32 protein-coding genes are annotated in these 24,713 nt (G+C 62.9%); 18 read left to right on the forward strand and 14 right to left on the reverse strand.

The genetic code is table 11. From position 1 onward, the window contains the following. Positions 1 to 217: 217 nt before the first annotated feature. Both AC0L15_RS23350 and AC0L15_RS23355 read right to left on the reverse strand, forming a co-directional pair. Entirely contained in the window at positions 218 to 358 is a 141-nt protein-coding gene (locus tag AC0L15_RS23350) for a DUF1127 domain-containing protein (protein WP_473497210.1), read from the reverse strand. A 132-nt stretch (positions 359 to 490) separates the two neighbouring features. Next, entirely contained in the window at positions 491 to 1,504 is a 1,014-nt protein-coding gene (locus AC0L15_RS23355; RefSeq protein ID WP_287238274.1) for an NAD(P)H-quinone oxidoreductase, read from the reverse strand. A gap of 193 nt (positions 1,505 to 1,697) precedes the next feature. Between AC0L15_RS23355 and AC0L15_RS23360 the strand changes: the two genes are divergently transcribed. From AC0L15_RS23360 to AC0L15_RS23370, 3 genes are all read left to right on the forward strand, one after another. After that, entirely contained in the window at positions 1,698 to 1,892 is a 195-nt protein-coding gene (locus AC0L15_RS23360; protein ID WP_023797052.1) for a DUF1192 domain-containing protein, read from the forward strand. Between the two features lie 84 nt (positions 1,893 to 1,976). Beyond that, complete coding sequence (locus AC0L15_RS23365) at positions 1,977 to 3,224, forward strand: MFS transporter (RefSeq protein WP_473497212.1); 1,248 nt, start codon at positions 1,977 to 1,979, stop codon at positions 3,222 to 3,224. A 31-nt stretch (positions 3,225 to 3,255) separates the two neighbouring features. Continuing rightward, a complete protein-coding gene (locus tag AC0L15_RS23370) occupies positions 3,256 to 3,543 on the forward strand; it encodes an ArsR/SmtB family transcription factor (RefSeq protein ID WP_027152975.1) in 288 nt (95 codons plus the stop codon). A 44-nt stretch (positions 3,544 to 3,587) separates the two neighbouring features. On the opposite strand, the gene AC0L15_RS23375 is transcribed toward AC0L15_RS23370, so the two are convergent. Next, positions 3,588 to 4,454 carry an alpha/beta fold hydrolase gene (locus AC0L15_RS23375; protein ID WP_473497214.1) on the reverse strand — a complete coding sequence of 289 codons (867 nt, stop codon included), beginning with the start codon at positions 4,452 to 4,454 and terminating at the stop codon, positions 3,588 to 3,590. 100 nt (positions 4,455 to 4,554) lie between these two features. Between AC0L15_RS23375 and AC0L15_RS23380 the strand changes: the two genes are divergently transcribed. Both AC0L15_RS23380 and AC0L15_RS23385 read left to right on the forward strand, forming a co-directional pair. Beyond that, positions 4,555 to 5,082 carry a winged helix-turn-helix transcriptional regulator gene (locus AC0L15_RS23380; RefSeq protein WP_473497216.1) on the forward strand — a complete coding sequence of 176 codons (528 nt, stop codon included), beginning with the start codon at positions 4,555 to 4,557 and terminating at the stop codon, positions 5,080 to 5,082. A 79-nt stretch (positions 5,083 to 5,161) separates the two neighbouring features. Further along, positions 5,162 to 5,395 carry a hypothetical protein gene (locus AC0L15_RS23385; protein WP_023797044.1) on the forward strand — a complete coding sequence of 78 codons (234 nt, stop codon included), beginning with the start codon at positions 5,162 to 5,164 and terminating at the stop codon, positions 5,393 to 5,395. A 145-nt stretch (positions 5,396 to 5,540) separates the two neighbouring features. Here the strand turns inward: AC0L15_RS23385 and AC0L15_RS23390 are convergent, their stop codons facing one another. The 3 genes from AC0L15_RS23390 to AC0L15_RS23400 form a co-directional block, all read right to left on the reverse strand. Then, on the reverse strand, positions 5,541 to 5,942 hold the full coding sequence (locus AC0L15_RS23390) for a hypothetical protein (RefSeq protein WP_091593310.1): 402 nt from the start codon (positions 5,940 to 5,942) through the stop codon (positions 5,541 to 5,543). 243 nt (positions 5,943 to 6,185) lie between these two features. After that, positions 6,186 to 6,368 (reverse strand): 50S ribosomal protein L32, encoded by a 183-nt coding sequence (gene rpmF, locus AC0L15_RS23395; RefSeq protein ID WP_006203806.1) that lies wholly within the window; start codon positions 6,366 to 6,368, stop codon positions 6,186 to 6,188. A 137-nt stretch (positions 6,369 to 6,505) separates the two neighbouring features. Next, positions 6,506 to 7,276, reverse strand: coding sequence for a biosynthetic peptidoglycan transglycosylase (locus AC0L15_RS23400; RefSeq protein ID WP_473497218.1), 771 nt, complete (start codon positions 7,274 to 7,276; stop codon positions 6,506 to 6,508). Between the two features lie 79 nt (positions 7,277 to 7,355). Here AC0L15_RS23400 and AC0L15_RS23405 point away from each other — a divergent pair, with 79 nt between their 5' ends. Further along, the gene (locus tag AC0L15_RS23405) at positions 7,356 to 8,273 is read left to right on the forward strand and encodes a polyprenyl synthetase family protein (protein ID WP_473497220.1); all 918 of its coding nucleotides are present in this window, start codon (positions 7,356 to 7,358) and stop codon (positions 8,271 to 8,273) included. Positions 8,274 to 8,298: 25 nt separating this feature from the next. Here the strand turns inward: AC0L15_RS23405 and AC0L15_RS23410 are convergent, their stop codons facing one another. The 5 genes from AC0L15_RS23410 to AC0L15_RS23430 form a co-directional block, all read right to left on the reverse strand. Next, a complete protein-coding gene (locus AC0L15_RS23410) occupies positions 8,299 to 9,189 on the reverse strand; it encodes a LysR family transcriptional regulator (protein WP_473497222.1) in 891 nt (296 codons plus the stop codon). A gap of 284 nt (positions 9,190 to 9,473) precedes the next feature. Then, positions 9,474 to 9,635: a hypothetical protein gene (locus AC0L15_RS23415; protein WP_473497224.1), complete on the reverse strand. Its 162-nt coding sequence runs from the start codon at positions 9,633 to 9,635 to the stop codon at positions 9,474 to 9,476. A 243-nt stretch (positions 9,636 to 9,878) separates the two neighbouring features. Then, on the reverse strand, positions 9,879 to 10,745 hold the full coding sequence (locus AC0L15_RS23420) for a lytic transglycosylase domain-containing protein (RefSeq protein WP_473497225.1): 867 nt from the start codon (positions 10,743 to 10,745) through the stop codon (positions 9,879 to 9,881). 4 nt (positions 10,746 to 10,749) lie between these two features. After that, on the reverse strand, positions 10,750 to 12,003 hold the full coding sequence (gene ispG, locus AC0L15_RS23425) for a flavodoxin-dependent (E)-4-hydroxy-3-methylbut-2-enyl-diphosphate synthase (protein ID WP_091593321.1): 1,254 nt from the start codon (positions 12,001 to 12,003) through the stop codon (positions 10,750 to 10,752). 375 nt (positions 12,004 to 12,378) lie between these two features. Beyond that, positions 12,379 to 12,564 carry a YdcH family protein gene (locus AC0L15_RS23430; RefSeq protein ID WP_023797036.1) on the reverse strand — a complete coding sequence of 62 codons (186 nt, stop codon included), beginning with the start codon at positions 12,562 to 12,564 and terminating at the stop codon, positions 12,379 to 12,381. Positions 12,565 to 12,804: 240 nt separating this feature from the next. On the opposite strand from AC0L15_RS23430, the gene AC0L15_RS23435 reads away from it, so the two are divergent. Further along, the gene (locus AC0L15_RS23435; protein WP_023797035.1) at positions 12,805 to 13,008 is read left to right on the forward strand and encodes a YdcH family protein; all 204 of its coding nucleotides are present in this window, start codon (positions 12,805 to 12,807) and stop codon (positions 13,006 to 13,008) included. Between the two features lie 33 nt (positions 13,009 to 13,041). On the opposite strand, the gene AC0L15_RS23440 is transcribed toward AC0L15_RS23435, so the two are convergent. After that, entirely contained in the window at positions 13,042 to 13,845 is an 804-nt protein-coding gene (locus tag AC0L15_RS23440) for an IclR family transcriptional regulator (RefSeq protein WP_023797034.1), read from the reverse strand. A gap of 123 nt (positions 13,846 to 13,968) precedes the next feature. Here AC0L15_RS23440 and AC0L15_RS23445 point away from each other — a divergent pair, with 123 nt between their 5' ends. From AC0L15_RS23445 to AC0L15_RS23495, 11 genes are all read left to right on the forward strand, one after another. Next, positions 13,969 to 14,844 (forward strand): transporter substrate-binding domain-containing protein, encoded by an 876-nt coding sequence (locus AC0L15_RS23445; protein ID WP_091593538.1) that lies wholly within the window; start codon positions 13,969 to 13,971, stop codon positions 14,842 to 14,844. A 70-nt stretch (positions 14,845 to 14,914) separates the two neighbouring features. Beyond that, on the forward strand, positions 14,915 to 15,580 hold the full coding sequence (locus tag AC0L15_RS23450; RefSeq protein WP_287247104.1) for an amino acid ABC transporter permease: 666 nt from the start codon (positions 14,915 to 14,917) through the stop codon (positions 15,578 to 15,580). 1 nt (position 15,581) lies between these two features. Continuing rightward, positions 15,582 to 16,232 carry an amino acid ABC transporter permease gene (locus AC0L15_RS23455; protein ID WP_077380470.1) on the forward strand — a complete coding sequence of 217 codons (651 nt, stop codon included), beginning with the start codon at positions 15,582 to 15,584 and terminating at the stop codon, positions 16,230 to 16,232. Between the two features lie 4 nt (positions 16,233 to 16,236). Further along, the gene (locus AC0L15_RS23460) at positions 16,237 to 17,031 is read left to right on the forward strand and encodes an amino acid ABC transporter ATP-binding protein (RefSeq protein WP_031254069.1); all 795 of its coding nucleotides are present in this window, start codon (positions 16,237 to 16,239) and stop codon (positions 17,029 to 17,031) included. A gap of 33 nt (positions 17,032 to 17,064) precedes the next feature. Next, entirely contained in the window at positions 17,065 to 17,526 is a 462-nt protein-coding gene (locus AC0L15_RS23465; protein WP_027152960.1) for a RidA family protein, read from the forward strand. A gap of 20 nt (positions 17,527 to 17,546) precedes the next feature. After that, positions 17,547 to 18,752, forward strand: coding sequence for an aminotransferase class V-fold PLP-dependent enzyme (locus AC0L15_RS23470; RefSeq protein WP_287247103.1), 1,206 nt, complete (start codon positions 17,547 to 17,549; stop codon positions 18,750 to 18,752). 104 nt (positions 18,753 to 18,856) lie between these two features. After that, positions 18,857 to 19,354, forward strand: a complete 498-nt coding sequence (gene purE, locus AC0L15_RS23475) for a 5-(carboxyamino)imidazole ribonucleotide mutase (RefSeq protein WP_236368899.1) — start codon at positions 18,857 to 18,859, stop codon at positions 19,352 to 19,354. Beyond that, the gene (locus AC0L15_RS23480) at positions 19,351 to 20,427 is read left to right on the forward strand and encodes a 5-(carboxyamino)imidazole ribonucleotide synthase (RefSeq protein ID WP_287247102.1); all 1,077 of its coding nucleotides are present in this window, start codon (positions 19,351 to 19,353) and stop codon (positions 20,425 to 20,427) included. The genes purE and AC0L15_RS23480 overlap by 4 nt, the downstream gene beginning before the upstream one ends. A 199-nt stretch (positions 20,428 to 20,626) precedes the next feature. Further along, positions 20,627 to 20,752, forward strand: a complete 126-nt coding sequence (ykgO, locus tag AC0L15_RS23485; RefSeq protein WP_006327841.1) for a type B 50S ribosomal protein L36 — start codon at positions 20,627 to 20,629, stop codon at positions 20,750 to 20,752. A 219-nt stretch (positions 20,753 to 20,971) separates the two neighbouring features. Continuing rightward, positions 20,972 to 21,556 carry a tetratricopeptide repeat protein gene (locus tag AC0L15_RS23490; RefSeq protein WP_287247101.1) on the forward strand — a complete coding sequence of 195 codons (585 nt, stop codon included), beginning with the start codon at positions 20,972 to 20,974 and terminating at the stop codon, positions 21,554 to 21,556. A gap of 81 nt (positions 21,557 to 21,637) precedes the next feature. Then, positions 21,638 to 22,705, forward strand: coding sequence for an alpha/beta fold hydrolase (locus tag AC0L15_RS23495; protein WP_287247100.1), 1,068 nt, complete (start codon positions 21,638 to 21,640; stop codon positions 22,703 to 22,705). Between the two features lie 33 nt (positions 22,706 to 22,738). On the opposite strand, the gene pyk is transcribed toward AC0L15_RS23495, so the two are convergent. Further along, entirely contained in the window at positions 22,739 to 24,175 is a 1,437-nt protein-coding gene (pyk, locus tag AC0L15_RS23500; protein WP_287247099.1) for a pyruvate kinase, read from the reverse strand. Continuing rightward, the gene (locus AC0L15_RS23505; protein ID WP_473497235.1) at positions 24,172 to 24,660 is read right to left on the reverse strand and encodes a DUF1036 domain-containing protein; all 489 of its coding nucleotides are present in this window, start codon (positions 24,658 to 24,660) and stop codon (positions 24,172 to 24,174) included. Before AC0L15_RS23505 ends, pyk begins: the two co-directional genes overlap by 4 nt. Positions 24,661 to 24,713: the final 53 nt, after the last annotated feature.

Genomic DNA, 24,713 nt, shown 5'->3' on the forward strand with positions numbered 1-24,713 from the left:
GCAGCCGCTGACCTAGTCCCGCGCGATCAAAATGCCCACGCTGAAACCGGAGTCAACCGCAGATTGCGGTCGAGTTGTATTCGGTTCTGGATAGTGACCATCATAGCAGCCGCCGCTGTAGCCTCGGACTTCAAAACGACAAAACCCGCCGGACAGGGTCCAGCGGGCTCGGAACCGGCGACGGGAAAACCGCCTGCCTCGGCTCTTGCTTGGCGGATCAAAGCGTCTTGCGGGCGATCCTCTCGATGTCAGCACGGTTGATGCCGAGGTCGTTGAGCTCACGGGCGTTCAGGCGGTTCAGTTCGCGCACGGTTTCATTGTACATGCGCCAGTTAAGGAAAGCACGGATCGGGTTCATGGTAGTCCTCCATCGTTTCGATGCCGCTCAAATAGGCACCGTTGATGAAAAGTTGAACAGACGCTTTTGCATGGCGGCAATGCGTTTGTTGCATTGCACAATTAAGGTTTTGTTCAGCTTGCTTGCCGACCGTCAGCCGACATCGAGCACGATCTTGCCGATGTGGTCGCCGTCCTCCATCCGCTCATGCGCCCGCCACGCTTCCTTGAGCGGAAAGATCATGTCCATGACCGGTGCTACCTTGCGGGTGCCGAGCAGCGGCCACACCTGCGCCTCCAGCGCTGCGGCGATCGCCGCCTTGAATTCGACGGTGCGCGGCCGCAGCATCGAGCCGGTGTGGGTGAGCCGCTTAGCCATCATCTTCGAGAAGTCGGTGCTTGCCACCGCCCCGCTCTGCGTGGCGATCTGGACGATGCGGCCTTCCACCGCCGCGGCCTCGTAGTTTCGCGCCACATAGTCGCCGCCGACCATGTCGAGGATGACGTTGGCGCCCTTGCCGCCGGTCGCGTCCTTGACCGCCGCGACGAAGTCCTCCTCGCGGTAGTTGATCGCCCGGTCGGCGCCGAGCTTCAGACAGGCGTCACACTTCTCCTGGCTGCCGGCAGTGGTAATGACATGGGCGCCGAAGGCCGAGGCGAGCTGGATCGCCGTGGTGCCGATCCCGGACGAGCCGCCATGCACGAGCAGCGTCTCGCCGCTCTTTAGGGCGCCGCGTTCGAAGACATTATGCCAGACGGTGAAGTAGTTTTCCGGTACCGCCGCCGCTTCGGTGTGGGTAAAGCCGGCGGGCAGCGGCAGCACGCTGCCGGCATGGACCTTGACGTATTCGGCATAGCCGCCGCCGGGCGTCAGCGCGCAGACCCGGTCGCCGACGCGCCAGCGCGATATCTCGTCGCCAAGAGCGGCAACTTCGCCTGACGCTTCGAGGCCCGGCAGGTCCGACGCACCAGGCGGCGGCGGGTAGACGCCCTTGCGTTGCTGCACATCCGGCCGGTTGATACCGGCGGCGCGCACCCGGATCAGGATTTCGCCGGGACCGGGCACCGGCACGTCACGCGTTTCCGGTTTTAGCACCCGCGGTCCGCCGGGTTCCGAGATCGCGATGGCCGTCATCTTCGCCGGAATTCTGTCCTGTCCGCTCGCCATGAATTTTTCCCGTCTCGCTACGCCAGTTTCTTGCCAGCTCTCGGTTTTCTTGCCGACTGTTTGCATCCATGCCCTTGCCCTATGTATGCTGATTGCCAAATCAGGCAAATGGCCACTGCAGCGCCGGGCGTGCGATTGGACGCGCCAAGGACGCTGTAGCCGTTTAATTTTGACGCATGAGCGAGGAGCGACGATGGCGATCTTCGACGACGAACCCAAAAAGAAAGCGCGCCCGCATGAGATCGGGCAGGATCTGTCGCTTCTTTCCGTCGATGAACTGTCCGAGCGGATCGGCATCTTGCGCGACGAGATCGCCCGGCTCGAAGCCGAACTCAAGACTAAGAGCACCACCAAATCAGCGGCCGAGGCGCTGTTTCGCCGCGGATAGTTTCCAGAGCCGAAGCGCCCGCCGCCGAAATGCTCGAATGCGACTGTCTTCAGACCCTCCCCAAATTACAGCCGGATCAGCTAAATGTTTGCAAGCTACCGACCGATCCTTTCGCTGCTTCGCGGCACCGCTTTCCTGCTTGCGGCAACCGGACTGCACGGGCTGTTGTTGCCGCTGCGCGGCCAGTTGGAGGGTTTCTCGACCGCATCGCTCGGCCTGATGGGCACGGCCTGGGCCGGCGGCTTCGTCACCGGCTGCTTCTTTGCGCCGCGCCTGGTGCGCCGCGCCGGTCACGTACGCGCTTTTGGCGCCTTTGCGGCATCGGGAGCCATCGTCGCACTGCTCACCGGCCTGATCATCGACGAATATATCTGGATCCTGCTGCGCGCCTTCACCGGCTTCACCATGGCCGGCGCCTTCATGATCATCGAAAGCTGGCTCAACGAGAAGTCCACCAACGAGAACCGCGGCGCCGTCTTCGGGCTTTACATGATGGTCACCTATGCCTCGATCATGGGCGGCCAGATGATCGTTGCCGGCGGTGATGTGAAGTCGGCCTCGCTGTTCATGATCACCGGTATCCTGTTCTGCCTGTCGCTCATTCCGACCGCAGTGTCGACGGCTTCGCATCCCAAACCGCTGCAGGACGTCTCGCTCGACGTCAAGGGGCTCTATATAAATTCGCCGGTGTCGGCGATCGCCTGCGTTTTGATCGGCGTCGCCAACGGCGCCTGGGGCACGCTTGGCGCCGTCTATGGCGCCCGCATCGGCATTTCCACGGCCGAGATCGCGCTGATGATGAGCCTGGTGGTCGTCGCCGGCGCCGCCATGCAACTTCCGGCCGGGCGTCTCTCCGACAAGACCGACCGCCGCTTCGTGCTGGCGGGCCTGGCCTTCGGCGCGGCGCTGTTCGCCATCACGCTGTTCCTGTTCGAGCCGCGCTCCGGCGTCTTCGTCATCGTCTGCACCGCTGCCTACGGGGCCTTTGCCTATACACTTTATTCGATCGCCGTGGCCCATGCCAACGACCACGCCCGGGCGGAGGATTTTGTCAAAGTGTCCGGCGGCCTGCTGCTGCTCTATGGTTTCGGCACGATGATCGGGCCGCTGCTGGCCGCCGGCCTGATGGGCTGGATGCGGCCGGAAAGCCTGTTCCTTGCAACGGCCCTCGCGCATCTCTGCCTGGCAGGCTATACGCTGCTGCGCATCAGCCGGCGCGCGCCGGTGCCAATCGAAGACCGCGACGCCTTCAAGACGCAACCGGCCGAGCGCTCGATCACGCCGGAAGCCTTGCGGCTCGATCCGCGTAGAAAGCCTGAAACCAACGGTTGAGATTTGGAAAACTTTGCCTCACAAATAAGGCATGATGTTTTCCGACGCCTTCATGGCGATTGCCGACCCCAACCGGCGCTATCTCTTGGAAGAGCTTCGGCGCGGCCCGAAGACTGTCAACGAACTGGCCGCCGGGTTGCCGGTCTCGCGCCCGGCGGTTTCGCAGCATCTGAAAGTGCTGCTCGACGCCGGGCTGGTCAACGCCAAGCCGGAAGGGACAAGGCGCGTCTATACGGTCAGCAGTGCCGGCTTCCTGAAGCTCAACATCTGGCTCGACCAGTTCTGGGAGGCCGAGCAGCTTGGTTCCCCCGGAAGCTGAGGTGCGCCGTCCCGGCCAGCGACGCACCAGGCGCGACCCGCAGCTTACCTGGCTTGGCTATGGGCGACGATGGCATCAACGATCGTGGCCCAATCGTCGGGATGGAGTTCGTGGCCGCCGCCTTCAATGCGGACAAGCCTCGCGCCGGCAACTGCTTCGGCCAGAGCGGCGCCATGCTCGACCGGAAAGATCGGATCCGCGGTGCCGTGGATGACGAGGAGCGGAACCTTCAAATCGTGCAGTCGACCCTTCCGATCCTCGCTGCCCCGATCCTCGCCGCCCCGATCTTCACCGGTCTTGAGCATGAAATGATTGGTCGCGCTTAGAAAACCGCCGGACCGGTCGTAGTCCTGTTCGACGAAGGCCCTCGTCCGCTTCCCGTCGAAGGGATGCGCGGTGCCGGCGATCGCGTGCGCGTCCTTGACGATGTAGTCGACCACCTGGGCTCGGTCCGACCAGTCGACCTTGGCGCCTTCGGCCGAATGCTCCATATAGGCTTCTATCGTCCCTGGCAGATGCGAGGTGTCGATCCCGACTGGTGAAGTGCTGATCGCCGTTAGCGAGATGATCCGCGATGGATATTTCAACGCCACGAGCTGTGCGATCATGCCGCCCATCGACATGCCGACGAGATGCGCTTTCGCGATGCCATGATTGTCGAGGACGCGAATGGCGTCGTCCACCATGTCGTCGAAAGTGTAAGGCGGTTCGCCCGGCGCATATTTGGTCGAACGGCCGGTATCGCGATTGTCATAGCGGATCACGAACAGGCCGTTGCCGGCCAGTTTCCGGCAGAACGCCTCAGGCCACCAGAGCATCGAAGCCATCGCGCCCATGATCAGCAGCATCGGCGGATGCGCGGGATCGCCAAACGTCTGCGACACGATTTCCGGTTCCGCTGCCTTGGTCATGGTCGCCGTCTCCTCTCTGCAAAACCGATTGCATTTCGCAATCAGTTGCACGATAATAAAACTGATATGGTAATGCAACCGGTTTCTATCGGAGAATCGCATGAGCATCGATCATCGGTCTGGGTGCCCGATCAACCTGTCGCTTGAAGTGTTCGGCGACCGGTGGAGCCTGATCATCCTCCGCGACATGATTTTCGGCGGCAAACGCCACTTTCGCGACCTGCTCAACGGGTCATTGGAACGCATCGCTTCCAACATCCTCGCCGATCGGCTGAAGCGGCTGATGGAACTCGGCATGCTGACCAGGGCCGACGATCCCACCCACAAGCAGAAGGCGATCTACAGCCTGACCGAAATGGCGATAACGCTGGTGCCGATCCTGGCGCATCTCGGCGCCTGGGGTCGCGTCTGGCTGCCGGCCAGCAAGGAGCTCTCGATCCGCGCCGAGCTTCTGGAAAAGGGCGGCCCGCCGATGTGGGAAAAGTTCATGGACGAACTGCGCCACGAACATCTGGGCACGCCTTCCGACACGCCGCCGGATGCCACCGTGCGTGCGACGTTGCAGGCCGGATACGAGGCGGTTGTCGCCCGAAAGGCGCCGGGCGCCGGGTGCGATGCCGGCGCCTGACCAACTTATTTCCCCCATCGCAGGGCGGCTCTGCTATTAAAGCCATTGAAAACTATAATTTACGGGATTGGAAAAGCCCTTGGTTGAGAACTCTAAGGATACTGCCCGCGCGCGGGCCGATTTGCGTTTCAAGAAGCAGGAAGAGGCAGCCACGGTTCGTCAGAAGGCGATGGCGGAATATGTCGCCGAGAGCGATGCCCGCCAGATAAAGACCAACAAGCTGAGGGCGCTCCGCCTTGCCAAGGAAGCGGAAGACCTCGCCAATGCGCCGGCTGCTCCGGTGAAGAAGCCGACACGCGCCAAGAAAAAATAGCGGTCCGGCGTGTCGGGCGGGCCTGTCCTGCCGTCGGCAGGTGCTGACAACGAGGCGGCTGCTTCACCGCCTTTTATGCATGTCGTTACAGCAAAACCGCTGCGCACCCTCGTTCAAGCCCGAGGCATGCTTTGCGCGACATGCATTAGCTCATGGTTATGTCGCGGCTGGCTGCTCGCATCGATACTGAGAAGCCGGCCAGGACGTCGACCAGTGCGATGACCATCAAAATGAAGAAAACCGAGTGCGCCGCGCCCTTCACCAGCAGGAACTCGACCAGGAACGCCACGAAGACGAAGGTCGACAACAGGTGGTCCATGATCGAGGCGCTCGTCGTGCGCGTCGATTTCAAGATCTCGACGAAGAAGAGAAGCAGCCCGATCAGCACGATCAGATCGCCGAGCGTCATCGAGAACACTCCGCCCGACATCATGCGGATCGAGAACATTTGGATTGCCCAAGGATCGTCGCCGCCGCCGAATATTCCCAGAAGCCCAAGATTATAGAGGACGAAGGGTACGATCAGCAGCGGGATGGCACCGAACATCAGAAGGCTCCGGTTGGACAGCCTTCTCTAGTATGCGCTCGGCGTTCGCCGTCAAGAATTTTCGCATGCGACCGCGAACACGGACAAAGACCGTGCGAAATAACAGTACCAGCCGGTACGGCTGCCATAGGCATGGCTGCTGGCGTATTTGACAACAATTCGAGGGGCGATCATCTGCGCAAAACGCAGAAAGACCGGCGCGATGGCCGGTCCTTCGATAGTCCCAAACCGTCGAAAGCGTTCTCAGCTTTCCTTCGGCTCCAGAACCTGGCGACCGCGATACATGCCGGTCTTCAGGTCGATATGGTGCGGGCGGCGCATCTCGCCGGAATTCTTGTCCTCGACATAGGTCGGGGCCTTCAGCGCATCGGCCGAGCGGCGCATGCCGCGCTTCGACGGGGAGGTTTTTCGTTTCGGTACGGCCATGGATATGCTCCACTACATGGTCAAAATGCCCCGGCTGCCCTCGTGAAAGGGCCGCGTCAGGGCCGGAATCTGAGAAAGTCGGGTGCCTATACACGCCCTGCGCCGTTTTGGCCAGCGCCGCCGCGAATTTTTTTAAGCTATCGCAGACAGCCGACATAGGCGCCGGACCGGCCGGCGCGCCGCTCGATCAGCGAGGCCAGCCGTCTCAGCCCCGGCCCGGGCTTCGCCGGGTTGCGGGCGATCGGGTTCGGCAGGGTGACGGCAAGCAGCGCCGCCTGGCGACGCGACAATCGTTTTGCCGAAACCCCGAAATGGTGCTGGGCGGCGGCCTCGATGCCATAGATGCCCGGCCCCCATTCGGCGATATTGAGATAGATTTCCATGATGCGCCGTTTCGACATCACCATGTCGACATAGACAGCCAGCGGCAGCTCGACGACTTTCCGGACCGAGCCCAGCGGCCGCGACCACAGATAGAGGTTCTTGACGCTCTGCATGGTGATGGTCGAGGCGCCGCGCGTCATCTCGCCGGCCAGCGCGTCGTCGACGACGCCCCTCAACTCGCCAAGGTCGATGCCGCGATGGAAACAGAACTGCCCGTCCTCCGACATGATGACCGAATGCGCCAGCGCCGGCGCCACATCGTCGATCGAGACCCAGCGCCGGTCATAGCCGGAAAACGTCGCCAGATCCTTCAGCATCAGTGTCGATACCGGATGCACGAACGGCGGCAGGTACAGAAAGGTCAACACCAGCGGCATCAGCGCCAGCACCACGGCGACGGCGATACCGCGCCGGACCCAGTGCCGGGGCCAGCGTTTGAGACCGATGCGGTTGCCGCGTTTCGGCCTCACCATGTCCAGCCCTTCGGTTTCGTGATCGACGATCGGTTCCGCCAAGCCGCTCAATCCATGCTGCTCCCTGCCCCCGGCATAATGGCGCTTGGCTTCTTGCGCAATGTCTGAGTGTCGGCTACCCGTCCCCGGCATGGCGAAAGACGATCAAATACCGTTCGAGGCAGCGCTTCTCGCACGCACAGGGCCGATCGAGGCGCTGCTCAGGCGGCTGCTCGACGACCGCCCGCTTTCAGGCGAGATCGCGCGGCCGCAGCGTTTGATGGAGGCGATGCGCCACGGCGTGCTGAATGGCGGCAAGCGCCTGCGCCCTTTCCTGGTCATGGAAAGCGCTGCGCTGTTTTCCGCCGACGGCGAGGCGGCGCTGCGCGTGGCGGCGGCGCTCGAATGCGTGCATTGCTATTCGCTGATCCATGACGATCTGCCGGCCATGGACGACGACGATCTGCGGCGAGGCCAGCCGACCGTTCACAAGGCCTTCGACGAGGCGACCGCCATCCTCGCCGGCGACGCCTTGCTGGCGCTCGCCTTCGACATCATTGCCGACGAAGCGACGATGCTGCCGGCCGAACGGCGGGCGGCGCTGGTGCTGGCGCTGGCCCGCGCCGCCGGAGCCGGCGGCATGGTCGGCGGCCAGATGCTCGATCTCGAAGCCGAGCGTAACGGGCCGGAGGAAGCCGGCATCATCCGGCTTCAGGCGATGAAGACCGGCGCGTTGATCCGCTTCGCCTGCGAAGCGGGCGCAATTGTTGCCGGCGCGCCGGCGGCCGACCGTGAAAGACTGGCGGAATTCGGCTCGGCGATCGGGCTTGCCTTTCAACTTGCCGACGACCTGCTCGATCTGACGGCGGATGCGCGCCAGATGGGCAAGGCGACCGGCAAGGACGCAGCCGCCGGCAAGGCGACGCTGGTGGCGCTGCACGGCGCCAACTGGGCGCGGGACCAGCTTCAAGGCCTCGTCGACCAGGCCCACGGCTTGCTTTGTCCCTATGGCGAAGACGCCGTGCTTCTGAAGCAAGCAGCGGAATTCGTGGCGGCCCGCAACAGCTGACGCTGTTCCAAGCTGTACTCCCGTCCTATGGCGCGCCGTGTAGCCAAGGAGGGTTGGCGAACTGTTCGGCCAGGAAATCCACGAACACGCGCACGCGCGGCGACAGAATTCGGCCAGGCGGATAGACAGCGCAGATTGGCGCTCCGTCAGGATGATTGTATCCGGTGAGCAGCGCGGTCAGTCTGCCTGCCTTGATATCTGGCCCGACCAATATCTCCGACATGCGGATGATGCCTATACCGGCGAGCGCAAGCCGGCGTAGCGCTTCGGTGCTGTTGGCCTCTATCGGGCTGCGGATACGCATGCTTTGCAGACCGTCCGGGCCATCGAACTCCCAGATATTGAGACCGCTGCGTGCTGTGACGCCAAGACAGACATGACCTTGAAGGTCGTCTGGCGTTGTCGGCATGCCATGTCTTTCGAGATATCGAGGTGATGCGCAAATGACACGGCGATTGGGCGCCAGCCGCCGCACCACCAGCCTCGAATCGCTGTGTGCGGCAACGCGCACGGCGACGTCGGTTTCCTCAGCCAACAGGTCGACAATGGCATCTGTGAACATCAGCTCGAGCTCGACGGCCGGGTAGCGATCGATGAAGGCCGGCAACATCGGCACGATCAAGCGATGGCCGAAGGCGCTCGGAAGACTGACGCGCAGCCGGCCGCGCGGTTCTGCTCCGGGTTGAACCGCGATTTCAGCCTCTTTGATGTCGTTCAGGATGCGGCGAGCGCTTTCGGCATAGGTGCTGCCTTCCGCCGTCAAGCTGATGCGCCGCGTCGAGCGCTGCAGCAAGCGCACGCCAAGGCGGGACTCAAGCCGACCGATGATTTTGCTGACGGCCGAAGGTGTCATCCGCAGCCGGCGTGCCGCTGCCGAGAAGTCGCCTTCCTCGACAACTGCCAGGTACACACCCATCGTCTCTTGCCGGTCGATGATATCTATTCCAATTCGTCACAGATGAACGGAAACTATCACCGATTATCAGCAGATGCGAACCATAATATGTTTTCCTCTTCAGCACTGGCGAGGAGGTGCCATGGGTTCAGAACACGTAAACCTGCGAGATGCTCACGAACTGCATCGGTGGGCACGTCGTCAGCGCAGCGCCGCAATTGGGCGGTGGTGTCTTTGGCTTATCCGTACGCTCAATCGGTCACGTCAAGGAATGGGAAAACGCTCAAGGCGAAGCAATGTCCGGGCTAGCGCAGCCGGCCGATCGGAATGATTTCTGGCGATGTTGGAGCGTATGGCTCGCCACGCCAGTTGCCGAGCCATTCTTCGACGACCAGCCCGGTCTGGTCCAGCATCGGCGCAAGGCTTTCCTTTGTCGGAAAGGCGATTTTCGATTCGGCGCTGAGCACGCGTCCGCTGCCCGGCATTTCGTAATGGGTCGAGTAAGTGACGACACCGGTAGCGGGATTGTGGCGGAAATCGTTCGAAGTCCACGCCGCCCTCGTTCTCCCATATCATAGAACTGGACGAGGCCGGGATCGTTGTAGAGACGGTCGGTCATGGTAAGCCTATAGCTGAAGCCGCGGACCAGCAGAATTCGTGGAATAAAAGCGCAGCTTCGATGGTTTGTCGGGAAAATCAGTCGGCAGCCATCACCGATTCCGCACCACAATGCATGCACCGCCGACGCTTTGCAGTTTCCGGCAGATGTTGTCGGCCTTGGCTTTGGAGTCGGCGCCGATGCGGACAGCATAGATCCCGCGCCTGCCGATCGGCGAGCGCACCCGGCTGACCACCGGATCATGGCCCTTAAGCAAGGCCGGAAACCGGCGCTTCACGCCAGTCCATCGATTGAGCGCCGCGGCGCGGCGGAAATTGCCGGCCACCTGCACGCCCCATGGCTTGACGTTGATCGACGCCATGGCCACGGTTTGGGACTTGATGACCGGCAGCCTGCGGCAGGCGACCGCGAAGCTCGCTTTCTTGTCGAGCGGCTGGATGCTGCCGGCATAGGCGGTGTCGGTGAACCTGTCGGCCGGCTCGCCCATGATGTCCAGGACGTAGTTTTCGGTCTCCATCGGCAGGAAGCCGCCGGAACTCACCCATCGCGACACCCGGCTTTCGCCGGCATTGTAGGCGGCGGCGGCCAGGCCCAGATTGCCAAAGCCGGTTTTCATCTCGGCGAGATATTTTGCCGAGGCCGGAATGGCCTGCTCGATATCGAAGGAATTGGCGAGGCCGCGTATCTTGGCGGTGCCCGGCATGAACTGGGCAATGCCTTCGGCGCCGACCGGACTGACCGCATTGGGATCGAAGCGGCTTTCCTTCCAGATCAGCCGGGCAAAGAAATCCTTGGGCAGGCCGTTTCGATCGGCATGCGCCTCGATCAGATTGCAAACACGGTCGAGCAGCCGCTGCTTGGCAGGGCGCGGCGGATCGGCGTGGACGGCTGTCGCCCAGCCCAGCCCACCAAGTAAAACACCAAGCAAAATCGGCGTCGCCCAAGGGAAGCGCCGCATCGACCTACTCCGCCGCAGCCTTGCCAGGCTGCCCAAACCGCTGCTCGATATAGTCGGCGACCATTTTCTCGAAGTCGGCGGCGATCGAAGGGCCGCGCAGCGTCGCCGCCTTCCTGCCGTCGACGAATACCGGCGCCGTCGGCGTCTCGCCGGTGCCGGGCAGCGAAATGCCGATATCGGCATGCTTGGATTCACCCGGACCGTTGACGATGCAGCCCATCACCGCGACTTTGAGGTTTTCGACGCCGGGGTATTTTTCACGCCACACCGGCATGTTCTTGCGCAGATCCGCCTGGATATCCTGCGCGAGTTCCTGGAACACGGTAGAGGTGGTGCGGCCGCAGCCGGGGCAGGCGGCGACGATCGGTACGAACTGCCGAAACCCCATGGTCTGCAGGAGTTCCTGCGACACTTGCACCTCGCGGGTGCGGTCGCCGTTCGGCTCCGGCGTCAGCGAGATGCGGATCGTGTCGCCGATGCCTTGCTGGAGAAGAATGCCCATCGCCGCGGACGAGGCAACGATGCCTTTCGAACCCATGCCGGCCTCTGTGAGGCCGAGATGCAGCGCGTGGTTGGAGCGGGTGGCAAGCTCGGTGTAGACCGCGATCAGATCCTGCACGCCGCTGACCTTGGCCGACAGGATGATCTTCTCGCGGCCAAGGCCGATCTCCTCGGCCATGTCGGCCGAAAGGATCGCCGACTGCACGATCGCCTCGCGCGTTACCTCCTGCGCGGTCAGCGGAAAGCCCTGGCGCTGGTTGTCGTCCATCAGCCTGGTCAAAAGCTCCTGGTCGAGCGACCCCCAATTGACGCCGATGCGCACCGGCTTGTCGTGCCGGATCGCCATCTCGACGATAGCTGCGAACTGCCGGTCCTTCTTGTCCTTGAATCCGACATTGCCGGGATTGATGCGGTATTTGGCCAGCGCCTCGGCGCAAGCCGGGTGGTCGGCGAGCAGCTTGTGGCCGATATAGTGGAAATCGCCGACCAGCGGCACATTGATGCCGAGCCGTTCGAGCCGCTCGCGGATGGCGGGCACGGCGGCGGCACTCTCGTCGCGGTCGACGGTGATGCGCACGATCTCGGAGCCGGCGCGATGCAGCGCGGCAACTTGAGCGACTGTCTGGTCGACATCGGCGGTGTCGGTGTTGGTCATCGACTGAACGACGACAGGGGCGCCCCCGCCGACCATCACGCCGCCGACGTCGACACCGACAGACGTGCGGCGCGAGAAGGGTGAAGAAAAATATCCGGTCATGGCCGGCTGCCCTTTGTTAGCGCCGAATTCCGGAATCGGTTTCCGGAAACAATCTGCGCAAAAATCAAAATACAGCGTCCATTGCGCGTCCGAAAGGAGGCGCGGCGCTATAGAAGGTCCCGGCATGAGGTGGAGGAGCAAAGGTGGCTTGTCAATGGCGACAGGCAGGCAAACCTGTCAAATCGAACCGCCGGACAAACAGGGGAACGCTCCGGCGGAATTGGTTGCCACCGGAGAAGATGGTCGGGCAAAGCGCGCACTGTTCCCTGCATGACCCCGAACCCGAAAGGATTTTCGGAAAGGACCATGCGCCGAAATCAGAAGCACGACGCGCCCTTTGCGCGTCCAAAGGACGCGCAGCGCCGTAGATGAGCGTCAGTGCGTGGTGGGTTTCGGTTTCGCCTTCAATTTCTCAATCTCGTCCTTGAGCGCCAGCTTGCGCCGCTTGAGATTCACGATTTCGAGGTCGTCGACCGATGGATGGTTCATCGCATCATCGATTTCGCGTTCGATGTCGCCGTGTTTCCGCTGCAGCTCATCAAGATGGGATGCAAGAGACATGATTGGTTCTCCCTTTCATGGTTTCCTCGATTGCAGCCGTCAAGGCGCGTCCCACCGCAATTTCGCTTCTGTGACGGCATAATGACAGTGTGCCACTATCGGGCACCGATGTCGAATGCTGCGTGGTAGCATTCCACGACAATACGAAATGTGGTATTGGCTGCGCGCCGGTGCAAGATACCTCCGGCCTCGCCCAATCAGGCCCATTTTTGGGCGCCGCAGACGTGCAGACGGTAAATAATGTCCGAACAGGAACAGGCCGATATCCGCCTCGAATATTCTCGGCTAAAGCAAGAACACGCCGATTTCGACGCGGCGATCAACGCGATGATCGCCATGGGCTGCGACCCTCTGCAGATCCAGCGCATGAAGAAGAAAAAGCTCTTCCTGAAAGACCGGCTGATGGCGCTGGAAGACCGGATCATCCCCGACATCATCGCGTGAGCGAATCCCACTTACGGTCGCGACAAATCCTGCTCATCCCGTGATCGAAAGCCTCGCGGCGCGTTCGCGCAGCAGGGCGATGAGATCGCCGGTCTTTTCCTCGGAAGTGTCGATGGGAACCACCAGGCATATCGTCGCCTCGACCTTGCCGGCAGCTGAAAAGACCGGCGCGGCAAGGCATTTTGTATAGGCGTCGACAAGACCGGAAGTCACACAGTAGCCGGCAGCCCCGGCCGTAGCGATATCTTCTATGAAGTCGTACAGCAGCAATCTGCGGCCATCCGGCAGGACGAGATCGTCTTCGGACACCATGTCTTCGATCACCGCCCGTTCGAAACCGGCGAGAAGCAACCGCCCGGAAGCGGTCCAGGGAAGCGGTATCTGCAGACCCGTGGCCGAACTGATCCGGAAAGGCCTGGTGCCCGGGCTTGAATGGACAATCGTGTAGCGGCCGCTTTGCAGCATGCACAATTCGGAGGTCTCGCCTGTCTCGCGCGAAAGATCGTCGACTTCCTGACGCCCTCTCCTGAGCAGGTCGTTGCCGCGCACATAGTCCATTCCGTAGAGATAAAGCTTCTTCCCGAAATAGACGCGATTGCCGTCGCCGGCCATTTCCAGCAGGCCCGCATCCACGAGCGAGCGCACAAGCGTGTAGATCGTCGAGCGCGGCGCATTCACTCCCTTGGCGAGATCGCCAATCCCGATCGCTCGCTGGTTCGCATGAAGAAACTCCAGGATATGGAGCACGCGGTTGAGACCTTTCTCGCGGGAGCCCGCAATCCTGTCTTCGTCCGGACCAGCGTCCGGTCGAACTGCCAAGCCATTGCCATCTTGCATTGCTGATTCCTGGTGTTAGTATCTGTCTCGTACAGGATACATGCGTCTTTTGTAAGAGACAATCCAGCAGATTACCGATGCATGTATCGGCAAAGGGGAACACAACACGAAAAGGAGGTTGCCGTGAACGACACATCCAAAAGACGTGATTTTCTGAAACTGGCCGGGCTTGCAACGGCCGGAGTGGTGGGCGCAGCGACAACAGTCGATGTTCAGAAGGCGGCGGCGCAGGCGGCACCGGACAGCCTGCTGCGCACCGTTCTCGATCGCGGCAAGGTGATCGTCGGCACCGGCAGCACCAACGCGCCCTGGCACTTTGAAAACGATGCCGGCGAACTGGTCGGCATGGACATCACCATGGGGCGCATTCTTGCCAAGGGACTTTTCGACGATACGACCAAGGTCGAGTTCGTCATGCAGGATCCGGCCCAGCGCATTCCGAACGTGACCACCAACAAGGTCGACATTTCGATCCAGTTCATGACCATGACCGCCCAGCGCTCGCAGCTGATCCACTTCTCCCGGCCCTATTACGTCGAAGGCATCGCCTTGCTGACCCTCCCGAACGCCGAAAACAAGACCTTCGACAAGCTGCTTGCCGGCGGTTCGGCGACGCGGGTTTCCATCCTGCAGAATGTCGATGCCGAGGCAAATGTGCACATCGTCCTGCCGGAGTCGCAGGTGATGCAGATAGACACGCAGGCCAACGTGCTGCAGGCACTGGAATCGAAACGCGTCGACGCCGCCGCCGTCGATCTGTCGACGGTTCGCTGGCTCGCCTCGCGTAATCCGGACAAATACTTCGATGCCGGCAAGAGCTGGTTCTCGATGCTTTACGGCGCCGCACTTCGGCAAGGCGACCTCGACTGGCTGACCTTCGTCAACACGACCTTCACCACCGCCATGTTCGGCCATGAGACGGCGCTCTACGACGCTGCATTCAAGGACTATTTTGGACAGGAGCCGCCGGCGCGCCATCCCGGCTTCCCGGTCATCTGATGCAAGCAGGCGGAAGGGTCGCGCCCTTCCGCCTGCTTATCGTCGACAGCCTCGATAATGACAGGGACACATGGGCTATACCCTGAACTTCAACCTGATCTGGCGGCATTTCGACAAGCTTTGGGGCGGGCTGCTGCTCAGCCTCGAGCTGGCCGTGATCTCCATCGCGATCGGCATCCTCATCGGGCTGCTTCTGGCGGTCTGGTACGTGTCGGCCGGGCGTGCGGTGCGGGCCGTCATCGCCGCCTATGTCGAGTTCATCCGCAACGTGCCGCTGATCCTGCTCGTCTATCTCGTCTTCTACGGCCTGCCGACGGTGGTCGACATCGCCTACAGCGCGCAGACCTCGTTCATCGCCACGCTGTCGCTCTATAGCGGCGCTTATCTGGTCGAGGTGTTCCGCTCGGGGCTCGAAGCGGTTCCGCGCGGACAGCTCGACGCCGGCAAGGCGATCGGCCTGACGCCATGGCAAAGGCTGGTCCATGTGCGCCTGCCGACGATGCTGCGCATAACGCTGCCCGCGCTTTCCAACACGTTCCTGTCGCTGTTCAAGGACACGTCCGTTGCGTCGGTCATTTCGGTGCCCGAACTCACCTACGGCGCCCAGTGGATCAACTTCAACACCTTCCGCATCGTCGAGGTCTACCTTGTGGTGACGGCGATGTATCTCTTGACCGGCTACGCGCTTCTTTTTGCACTTCGGCTTGTCGAGCGCCGGTTCAGGGCGGCGCACTAGGATGCTTGGCCAGATCGCCTATGCCTTGCCCTTCCTGGCCCAGGGTTTTGCCGTGACGCTATGGGTGTCGCTGCTGGTCGTGGTGTTGTCGCTCGTCGCCGGCGTGATGATGGGCGTCGGCCTTGTCTATGGCCCGGCTCCGCTGCGCTGGGCGGTGCGCATTTTCAGCGATACCATACGCGGCATTCCGATCCTGGTGCTCATCTTCTTCGTCTATTACGGCCTGCCTGCCGTCGGCCTCCATCTGGAATCCTTCTGGGCAGCCGTGCTGGCGCTCACCCTCTTCAAGACGGCGCAGGTCATCGAGTATCTGCGCGGTGCGGTCGGTTCCATACCGAAAGGGCAGTCCGAAGCGGCGATGGCGATCGGGCTGACCTTTCGCCAGCGACTGGCCTACGTCATCTTCCCGCAAGCGTTCAGGCGTTTCCTGCCGCCATGGATCAATGGCGTCACCGACGCGGTGAAGGGTAGCGCGCTGGTCTCGCTGCTCGGCATCACCGACCTGATGCACGCCATCAACCAGGTCATCGGCCGCACCTACGAAGCGATGCCGCTCTACATCCTCGGTGCAGTCATCTACTTCGCCGTCAATTACGCGCTCTCCCTGGCCAGCCGACGGTTGGAGCGGCGTTTCTCCTTCATCCGGGAATAGCAAGATGCCCATCGCCACGCCCGCCAATCCGGCGCTTCTCGATGTCTCCGAGGTTTCCAAGTCCTTTGGATCCGTCGCGGTCCTGCGCTCCGTCAGCCTGCAGGTGACGCGCGGGGAGGTGGTGACTGTCATCGGGCCTTCCGGCAGCGGCAAGACCACGCTGCTGCGCTGCGTCAACTTCCTGGAGAGCTACGACAGCGGCTCCATCCGCATCGACGGCAAGGAGGTCGGCTTCCGCGACACGGGAACACGCCAGCGCCGCAGCGAGCGCGACCTGGCGAAGATGCGGGCCGAAACCGGGATGGTGTTCCAGAGTTTCAATCTGTTTCCGCATCTGACGGCGGCCGGCAACATCATGCTTGGCCTGCGCAAGGTGCGCGGCAAGAGCAGTACCGAGGCCCGCGCCATTGCCGAGCACTGGCTCGGCCGGGTCGGCCTTGCCCACAAGGCCGACAGCCTGCCGGCCGAGCTTTCCGGCGGCCAGCAGCAGCGTGTCGGCATCGCCCGCGCGGTGGCGATGGAGCCAAAAATCCTGCTTCTCGACGAGATAACCTCCGCGCTCGACCCGGAACTCGTCGGCGAGGTGCTCGAGGTCGTGCGCAGCCTGGCCGAGGACGGCATGACGATGGTGATGGTCACGCACGAGATGGCCTTTGCCCGCGATGCCTCGAGCCGAATCATCTTCATGGCAGATGGCGGCGTCAGCGCCGCAGGCCCGCCCGCCGAGATTCTGGGCGCGGAGATCGACAATGAGCGTCTCCGCAGTTTCCTGGCGCGGTTTCGTGCCTCGCATTTCTGAAGGACGGCGAAAGCTGTCGCAAGGAGCCTTTTCATGACGCCTTACATCCGACTCGCCGAATTGGGCCTGACGCTGCCCGAGCCGCCGACGCCGATCGCCAACTTCGTCACCCATGCCGAAAGCGGACGGCTGATCTTCCTCTCCGGCCAAGGGCCATTGCGCGCCGACGGCACGCTTTGCACCGGCAAGGTCGGCGAGGATGTCACGGTTGAAGAGGCCTATAAGCATGCCCGTCTCACCGGCCTGAACCTGCTCGCCGTCATGCACGCTGCGGCAGGCGACCTCGGCCGTATCGTGCGCGTCGTCAAGCTGCTTGGCTTCGTCAACGCGATCCCGACTTTCAGCGACCATCCGAAGGTGGTGAATGGCTGTTCCGATCTTTTCGCCGCTGTCTTTGATAGTATCGGCGGGCACGCCCGTTCGGCGATCGGAGTCGGCTCCCTGCCGGGCAACATCACCGTGGAAATCGAGGCGGTCGTCGAGATCGCCGCCTGAAGTCTACCAATGGGACAGAGATGAAAACCTATTCCGCAATCGGCTCCAACAGGACAATCCGCGAACGGCTCGGCCTTCGCCCGATCATCAATGTCTCCGGCACGATGACGGCGCTCGGCGCCTCGATCATCGTCCCGGAAGCGATCGCCGCCATGTCGGAGATCGCCTCGCAGTGGGTGGAGATGGACGATCTGCAGCGCGCTGCAAGCACGGTCGTCGCGCGCCTCACCGGCGGCGAGGCCGGCTTCATCACCGCGTGCTGCGCCAGCGGCATCACCATGGCCATTGCCGGCACGATGACCGGCACCAACCTTCTGGCGATCGAGCGGCTGCCGGACGACACCGAGGGCCTCAAGTCGGAGGTCATCGTCCAACTCGGCCACATCGTCAATTACGGCGCGCCGATCGACCAGTCGATCCGGCTCGCCGGGGCAAGCACCGTACCGGCCGGTACGGTCAGCGTGACGCAGGACTACCATGTGCGCGAGGCGATCCGCGATCGCACCGCGGCAGGTCTCTATGTCGTTGCCCATCACACGGTGCAATACGGCATGCTCTCGCTCGAGGAGTTCTGCGAGATCTGCCACGCCAAGGGCGTCCCGGTGATCGTTGACGCCGCCTCCGAATACGATTTGCGCGGCTTTCTCGCGCGCGGCGCCGACATCGTCGTCTATAGCGGGCACAAATTCCTCTCGGGACCGACAAGCGGCATCGTCACCGGGCGCAAGGATCTGGTGCGCGCCGCCTATCTGCAGAGCCGTGGCGTTGCGCGGGCGATGAAGGTCGGCAAGGAAAGCATCGCCGGCACAATGGCCGCACTGGAGGCCTGGGAGCGGCGCGATCATGCCGGCATCCGCAAGCGGGAAGAAGCGGCGCTCGATCTGTGGAAGGACGCATTGCAGGGCCTGACCGGCATCGCCGCGCATGTCATTCCCGATCCGACCGGCAATCCGCTCGACCGCCTGCAGGTGTTTGTTGCGCCCGAAAGCAGATTCACCGCCGCCGGCCTTGCGTCGGCGCTGGCGGCCGGTTCGCCTCCCATTATCGTGCGCAACCACGAGGTCGAGCGCGGTCACTTCTTCCTCGATCCGTGCAATCTCCATCCTGGCGAGGCGGAAATCGTCGCCGAGCGCCTGCGGGCCGTGTTGAGCGCCGCCGAGCGTCCGGCGGATGCGATGAAGTCGGCCCGCAAGGATAGCGCCGGCGCCTTGCGCTGGCCGGATTAGGCAATGATGGCGCCTCGCGCCAGAACGCTTGCGCAGAGGGCAAGCATCCTTGCCGTCGAACCCGAATTCCGCTAAGGCGCGCCTTTGCCGCCGGGAGCACAAGCTTGGACGATCACCGCGCCGACGTCGCCATCATCATGGGCAGCCAGTCCGACTGGGCGACGATGCGCCACGCCGCCGAAACGCTGGAGGCACTGGGCATTTCGCACAAGCGGCTGATCGTCTCGGCTCATCGCACCCCCGACCGGCTTTATGACTTCGCCAAGGGTGCCAAGGCGGCCGGCTTTCGGGTGATCATCGCCGGCGCCGGCGGTGCGGCACACCTGCCCGGCATGACGGCGGCGATGACGCCGCTCCCGGTTTTTGGCGTGCCGGTGGAATCGAAGGCGCTTTCCGGGCAGGATTCGCTGCTCTCCATCGTGCAGATGCCGGCCGGCATTCCGGTCGGCACGCTGGCCATCGGCAAGGCGGGCGCCACCAATGCCGCCCTTCTGGCTGCGGCCGTGCTGGCGCTGACCGACGAAAAGCTCGCCGCCCGGCTCGATGCCTGGCGCGCCGCCCAGACCGCCAAGGTCGCCGCCGAGCCCACGGACACGCCATGAGCCTGGCCGCCGGATCGACCATCGGCATCATCGGCGGCGGCCAGCTCGGCCGCATGCTGGCGATGGCCGCGGCGCGCCTCGGCTACCGCACGGTCGTGCTGGAGCCGCAGCCGGATTGTCCGGCGGCACAGGTCGCCAACCGGCAGATCACTGCCGCTTATGACGACACGGCCGCGCTCGCCGAACTGGCTGCGGTCAGCGCCGTCGTCACCTACGAGTTCGAGAACGTTCCGGTCATGGCCGCCAGCTCGCTTGCCGTCACGGTCCCCGTCTACCCGCCGGCGCGCGCGCTGGAAGTAGCGCAGGACCGGGTGGCGGAGAAGAAATTCCTCAACGGCATCGGCATTCCCACCGCGGATTTCTGCCCCGTCGACAATGACGACGAATTGACGGCGGCGCTGAAAAAGTTCGACGGCAGCGGCATATTGAAGACGCGACGCATGGGCTATGACGGCAAGGGCCAGCGCGTATTCCGCAACATGGAAACAGGCGGCTTTGCCGGCACCTGCGAGGCAATGGGCAACGTGCCGCTGATCCTCGAATCCTTCGTCGCCTTCGAACGCGAGATCTCGGTGATCGCGGCGCGCGGCATGGACGGTTCGCTCGCCACCTACGATCCGGCAGAAAACGTCCACCGCAGCGGCATCCTGCACAGCTCGACCCTGCCGGCCAGGATAGGGTCCGAAACCGCCGCTGCAGCGCAGGCGGCGGCAGCAGAAATACTTGCCGCGGTCGACTATGTCGGCGTCATCGGCATCGAGTTCTTTGTCCTTGCCGACGGCGCGCTGCTGGCCAATGAGATCGCGCCGCGCGTTCACAATTCCGGCCACTGGACGGAAGCCGCCTGCATCGTCTCGCAGTTCGAGCAGCACATTCGCGCCGTCGCCGGACTGCCGCTGGGAAACTCCGGCCGCCATTTCGACTGCGTCATGGAAAACCTGATCGGCGACGATATCCTGCGTGTCCCGGCCCTGCTCGCCGAGCCCGATCTGATGCTGCATCTCTACGGCAAGGCCGAAGCGCGTCCCGGCCGCAAGATGGGCCATTTTACGCGAATGAGCCGCTACCGTTGAGGCTATTCGACGGCGTCGGTCCAATGACCGTCGATAGGGCAGAAACTCAAAATCCGCCGCATCAGCTTCATCTATGAAGCACGCTTGCGGTTGACACGGGCAAGGCTCCTCGTTTATGAGCCACGCACAAGTTGAGGCGCGCTTTCCGAGCGCGCCTTAATAATTCGGCCCAAGCGGGCCCAGACCGACGGGCAAGACCATGAAGATCAAGAATTCGCTCAAGGCGCTCAAGGCGCGTCACCGCGACAACCAGCTGGTTCGCCGCAAGGGCCGCGTGTACATCATCAACAAGACCGCTCCGCGCTACAAGGCGCGCCAGGGCTGAGTCTTTTCGCGTTGGGGGCGCCTGCCTCCGCGCCTGCATGATGTACCGCATCGATCCAAAAATCGGAATCGATTTTCGGAAAGCACGATGCCAGGAATTCAAAATGCTGGAACGTCCTTTACGCGTCCAAAAGGACGGGTGGCGCTCTAATATCGGCCTGCCGGCCCTTTCACGCTAAATTCAGTTTGACGATCCGCTGTCCGGGGTTAGATTCCGGTCATGCGGATTTATTTTGCATTCTTCGCGGCGCTTTTTCTTTTCGGTCTCGCCCCGCTTGCGGCTCAAGCGGAAGACCCGGTCACCCCTCCGGTTGCCACGACCAGGGAGGAAAGGCTCGACCAGCTGTTTGTCGACCTGAAGCGTGAGCGCAATGAAAAAGCCGCCGAGCGCATTGCGGCGCGCATCTGGCACGAGTGGTCGCAATCCGGCAGCGCCTCGATCGACCTGATGATGCAATGGTCGCAAAAAGCCGCCGAAGACAAGAAGTTCGACGTGGCGCTCGACTTCCTCGACCAGGTGGTGACGTTGCAACCGGCCTATGCCGAAGGCTGGAACCGGCGCGCCACCGTGCATTTCATGATGAATAACTTTGCGAAATCGATGGCGGACATCGACCGCACGCTGCAGCTCGAGCCGCGCCATTTCGGCGCGCTGTCCGGCCTGGCGCAGATCATGGCGGTAACCGGCCACAAGCAGTCGGCGCTGGAAGCCTGGCAGCGCGTGCTCAGCATCTATCCGATGATGCGCAGTGCCCAGGATCAGGTCGGCACGCTTTCCGAAGAACTTGCCGGCGAAGGGATATGAGGTTGGCGGACAATTCCACTTGAGTGAAAGTCTTTCTAGCTAGACTGTGAACTAATTTCGCTCCGGTCCGTACCTCTCTCCATGAACCCGATCTACGCCGCGCTCGCCTTCCTCCTGGCGCTTGTGTTCACCCTTGCAGGTGTCACCCGCGCCGGTTCATGGCTGATCGAGCGCCGCAATCCGCCGATCGGCGACTTCGCGGATATAAACGGTGCCCGCATCCACTACGTTCACGTTCCGGCCGGGGAAAACGCCGAACTGCCGCCGATCGTCTTTATCCACGGCGCCAGCGCCAATCTAAGGGATCAGATGCTGCCGTTGAGGCGCTTGCTGGAAGGCCGTGCCGAGATGCTGTTCTTCGACCGCCCGGGTGCAGGCTGGTCGGCGCGCGGCCCCGGCAACAACGAGACCCCATCGGCGCAGGCCAGCACCATCGCAGCGCTGATGGACCATCTCGGCATCAGGAACGCCATCATCGCCGGCCATTCCTTCGGCGGCTCGGTGACCACCGCCTTCGGCCGCGAGCATCCCGACAAGACGCTCGGCCTGGTGTTCATGGCGCCTGCCACCCATCCCTGGCCGGGCGGCGCGACCGCCTGGTACTACAATTTGACGACCATTCCGATCGTCGGCCGCCTTTTTTCCGAAACGCTGACCTATCCGTCGGGAACGCTGCAGATGAACGCCGCCACCGCCTGCGTCTTTGCCCCCAACAAGGTGCCGGACTTCTATGTCGCCGAGGTCGCGATCCCGCTGGTGCTTCGGCCGAACGCCTTTCGTGCCAACGCCACCGATGTCGCCGGGCTTTATCGCTACACGCTCGATGCCGCACCGCACTACCGCGATATCAAGGCGCCGACTGTGGTCATCTCGGGCGACCGCGACAAGGTGGTCTATGCAACGATCCATTCGGTCGGCCTTGTCCGAGACATCGCCGGGGCCGAACTGGTCTGGGTCCGCAATCTCGGCCACAAGCCGGACTGGATAGCACCCGATCTCGTTGTCGGCGCGATCGAAAAGGTCGCCGGCAGGGACGTGGACCTTCAGGCAATGGCGAAGGCCGTGGAAATCAGGATTGCCGGCGACACCTACGGTGCCGGCAAATGCGCCGACATCACAGCGCCGGAAGCCGAACTCGCGCCAATTTAGAGCAACCGAAATCATTCGAAGCGACGGCCAAGCCTAGCGGCGGGCCTGCACGTCCGATCCGACATAGGCGATGCGCAGCATGTTGGTGGAGCCGGGCGTCCTCAACGGCACGCCGGCGGTGATGATGACCCGGTCGCCGGGCTTGCCGAACCCCTCGTCCAAAGCGATGCGGCAGGCGCGGTCGACCATGTCGTCTAGGTCGATGGCGTCGGGCGAGACGACGCAATGCGTGCCCCACAAAAGCGATAGCCGCCGCGCCGTGTTGACGATCGGCGACAGGGCGACGATCGGCACCTGCGGCCGCTCGCGCGCGGCGCGCAGGCCGGTCGTGCCGGACGCCGTATAGCTGATGATCGCCGACAGTTTCAGCGTCTCGGCGATTTCGCGGGCGGCAAGCGAAATGGCGTCGGCGCCGGTCGCTTCCGGCTCCGAGCGCTGCGCATTGATGATGCCGGCATAGGTCGGGTCGGTTTCGACCTTGCTGGCGATGCGGTTCATCATCGCCACCGCCTCGACCGGGTAGGAGCCGGCCGCGGATTCGGCCGAGAGCATGACGGCGTCGGCGCCTTCGAACACGGCGATCGAGACGTCCGACACCTCGGCGCGGGTCGGCACCGGTGCGGTGATCATCGATTCCAGCATCTGCGTGGCGATCACCACCGGCTTGCCGGCGCGGCGCGCGGCGCGGGTGATCTGCTTCTGGATGCCGGGCACGGCTTCGAGCGGCATTTCGACGCCGAGATCACCGCGGGCAACCATCAGTGCGTCCGAAAGTTCGATGATCTCGGCCAGCCTGGCGACGGCTTGCGGCTTTTCGATCTTGGCCATGATCAGCGCCCGGCCGCGCGCGATCTTGCGCGCTTCCGCCAGATCCTCCGGCCGCTGCACGAACGACAGCGCCACCCAGTCGACGCCGGTGGCCAGCACAGCATCGAGATCGCTGCGGTCCTTTTCGGTCAGCGCGCCGACCGGCAGGTCGGTGTCGGGCAGGCTGACGCCCTTCTTGTCGGAGATGCTGGTGCCGGCGACGACGGTGCAGACGATCGCCTGTCCGTCGCTCTCCACCGCCTTCAGCTCGAGCTTGCCGTCGTCGATCAAAAGACGGTGACCGGCCTCGACCGATCTCAAGATTTCCGGATGGGGCAGATAGACCCTGATCGAGTTGCCGGGCTCGGGATTGTCATCGAGCGTGAAGGTCTGGCCGAGTGTCAGCGTCTCCTTGCCGTTGGCAAACTTGCCGACCCGAAGCTTGGGTCCCTGCAGGTCGGCGAGAATGCCGATCGGCCGGCCGACCGCTTTCTCGACGGTGCGGATGCGACCGACAAGTGTGCGCATCAATTCATGATCGGTGTGGCTCATATTGATGCGAAACACGTCGGCGCCGGCTTCGAAAAGCTTCTTCAGCATGTCCTCGGAGGAGGAGGCCGGACCGATGGTGGCGAGTATCTTGACCTTGCGGCTACGTCTCATTGACTGTTTGTTCCCGGGGCGGCTGGAACGCCCCCCGTTGCGGGGTCATCGGTCAGCTGGACCATCCAGCTTGCCTGCTCGCCCGTGTCATATTCCTGGAATCCGGCGCGCTGGAAGCCCCGGGCGACGCAATCGCTAACGCCGGCGATCTTGAACTCTTTTTCGGCCACGCACATGTTGATCGGACCATCCCAGCGCCCGCCGCGCTCGGCGTCTTCTGCATAAAGATAGTAAAATCTTGATGACAGCGGCCCTTCGATCAGCGTCTTGCAGCTCGATCCCTCGATGTGCCACCAGCCTTCGGTGATCCAGCCGGCCTTGGCGCGATAGCCGATGCCGACGCCGACCAGGTTCTGCGTGGCGTTGCAGACACGGAAATCGGCGCGCGCCGGCGAGGCAGCAACCATCGCGGCGAGGCCCACGGCGAAGGTCAGGAACGGCATGGCGAAGGCATGGCGCACACGCGGCCTGCCGGCGGAACCCATCCTGAAACCTCTCAAGAACCACATTTGCATCTCTCAACGCCCCTTTTCGGAAA

The organism is Mesorhizobium sp. WSM4846, from assembly GCF_055811415.1.

Coding starts and splice junctions, on each gene's coding strand:
- AC0L15_RS23350 (WP_473497210.1), bottom strand. CDS start 358: ATGAACCCGATCCGTGCTTTCCTTAACTGGCGCATGTACAATGAAACC.
- AC0L15_RS23355 (WP_287238274.1), bottom strand. CDS start 1,504: ATGGCGAGCGGACAGGACAGAATTCCGGCGAAGATGACGGCCATCGCG.
- AC0L15_RS23360 (WP_023797052.1), top strand. CDS start 1,698: ATGGCGATCTTCGACGACGAACCCAAAAAGAAAGCGCGCCCGCATGAG.
- AC0L15_RS23365 (WP_473497212.1), top strand. CDS start 1,977: ATGTTTGCAAGCTACCGACCGATCCTTTCGCTGCTTCGCGGCACCGCT.
- AC0L15_RS23370 (WP_027152975.1), top strand. CDS start 3,256: ATGATGTTTTCCGACGCCTTCATGGCGATTGCCGACCCCAACCGGCGC.
- AC0L15_RS23375 (WP_473497214.1), bottom strand. CDS start 4,454: ATGACCAAGGCAGCGGAACCGGAAATCGTGTCGCAGACGTTTGGCGAT.
- AC0L15_RS23380 (WP_473497216.1), top strand. CDS start 4,555: ATGAGCATCGATCATCGGTCTGGGTGCCCGATCAACCTGTCGCTTGAA.
- AC0L15_RS23390 (WP_091593310.1), bottom strand. CDS start 5,942: ATGTTCGGTGCCATCCCGCTGCTGATCGTACCCTTCGTCCTCTATAAT.
- rpmF (WP_006203806.1), bottom strand. CDS start 6,368: ATGGCCGTACCGAAACGAAAAACCTCCCCGTCGAAGCGCGGCATGCGC.
- AC0L15_RS23405 (WP_473497220.1), top strand. CDS start 7,356: ATGGCGAAAGACGATCAAATACCGTTCGAGGCAGCGCTTCTCGCACGC.
- AC0L15_RS23410 (WP_473497222.1), bottom strand. CDS start 9,189: ATGGGTGTGTACCTGGCAGTTGTCGAGGAAGGCGACTTCTCGGCAGCG.
- AC0L15_RS23420 (WP_473497225.1), bottom strand. CDS start 10,745: ATGCGGCGCTTCCCTTGGGCGACGCCGATTTTGCTTGGTGTTTTACTT.
- ispG (WP_091593321.1), bottom strand. CDS start 12,003: ATGACCGGATATTTTTCTTCACCCTTCTCGCGCCGCACGTCTGTCGGT.
- AC0L15_RS23430 (WP_023797036.1), bottom strand. CDS start 12,564: ATGTCTCTTGCATCCCATCTTGATGAGCTGCAGCGGAAACACGGCGAC.
- AC0L15_RS23435 (WP_023797035.1), top strand. CDS start 12,805: ATGTCCGAACAGGAACAGGCCGATATCCGCCTCGAATATTCTCGGCTA.
- AC0L15_RS23440 (WP_023797034.1), bottom strand. CDS start 13,845: ATGCAAGATGGCAATGGCTTGGCAGTTCGACCGGACGCTGGTCCGGAC.
- AC0L15_RS23450 (WP_287247104.1), top strand. CDS start 14,915: ATGGGCTATACCCTGAACTTCAACCTGATCTGGCGGCATTTCGACAAG.
- AC0L15_RS23455 (WP_077380470.1), top strand. CDS start 15,582: ATGCTTGGCCAGATCGCCTATGCCTTGCCCTTCCTGGCCCAGGGTTTT.
- AC0L15_RS23460 (WP_031254069.1), top strand. CDS start 16,237: ATGCCCATCGCCACGCCCGCCAATCCGGCGCTTCTCGATGTCTCCGAG.
- AC0L15_RS23465 (WP_027152960.1), top strand. CDS start 17,065: ATGACGCCTTACATCCGACTCGCCGAATTGGGCCTGACGCTGCCCGAG.
- AC0L15_RS23470 (WP_287247103.1), top strand. CDS start 17,547: ATGAAAACCTATTCCGCAATCGGCTCCAACAGGACAATCCGCGAACGG.
- AC0L15_RS23480 (WP_287247102.1), top strand. CDS start 19,351: ATGAGCCTGGCCGCCGGATCGACCATCGGCATCATCGGCGGCGGCCAG.
- ykgO (WP_006327841.1), top strand. CDS start 20,627: ATGAAGATCAAGAATTCGCTCAAGGCGCTCAAGGCGCGTCACCGCGAC.
- AC0L15_RS23490 (WP_287247101.1), top strand. CDS start 20,972: ATGCGGATTTATTTTGCATTCTTCGCGGCGCTTTTTCTTTTCGGTCTC.
- AC0L15_RS23495 (WP_287247100.1), top strand. CDS start 21,638: ATGAACCCGATCTACGCCGCGCTCGCCTTCCTCCTGGCGCTTGTGTTC.
- pyk (WP_287247099.1), bottom strand. CDS start 24,175: ATGAGACGTAGCCGCAAGGTCAAGATACTCGCCACCATCGGTCCGGCC.
- AC0L15_RS23505 (WP_473497235.1), bottom strand. CDS start 24,660: ATGGGTTCCGCCGGCAGGCCGCGTGTGCGCCATGCCTTCGCCATGCCG.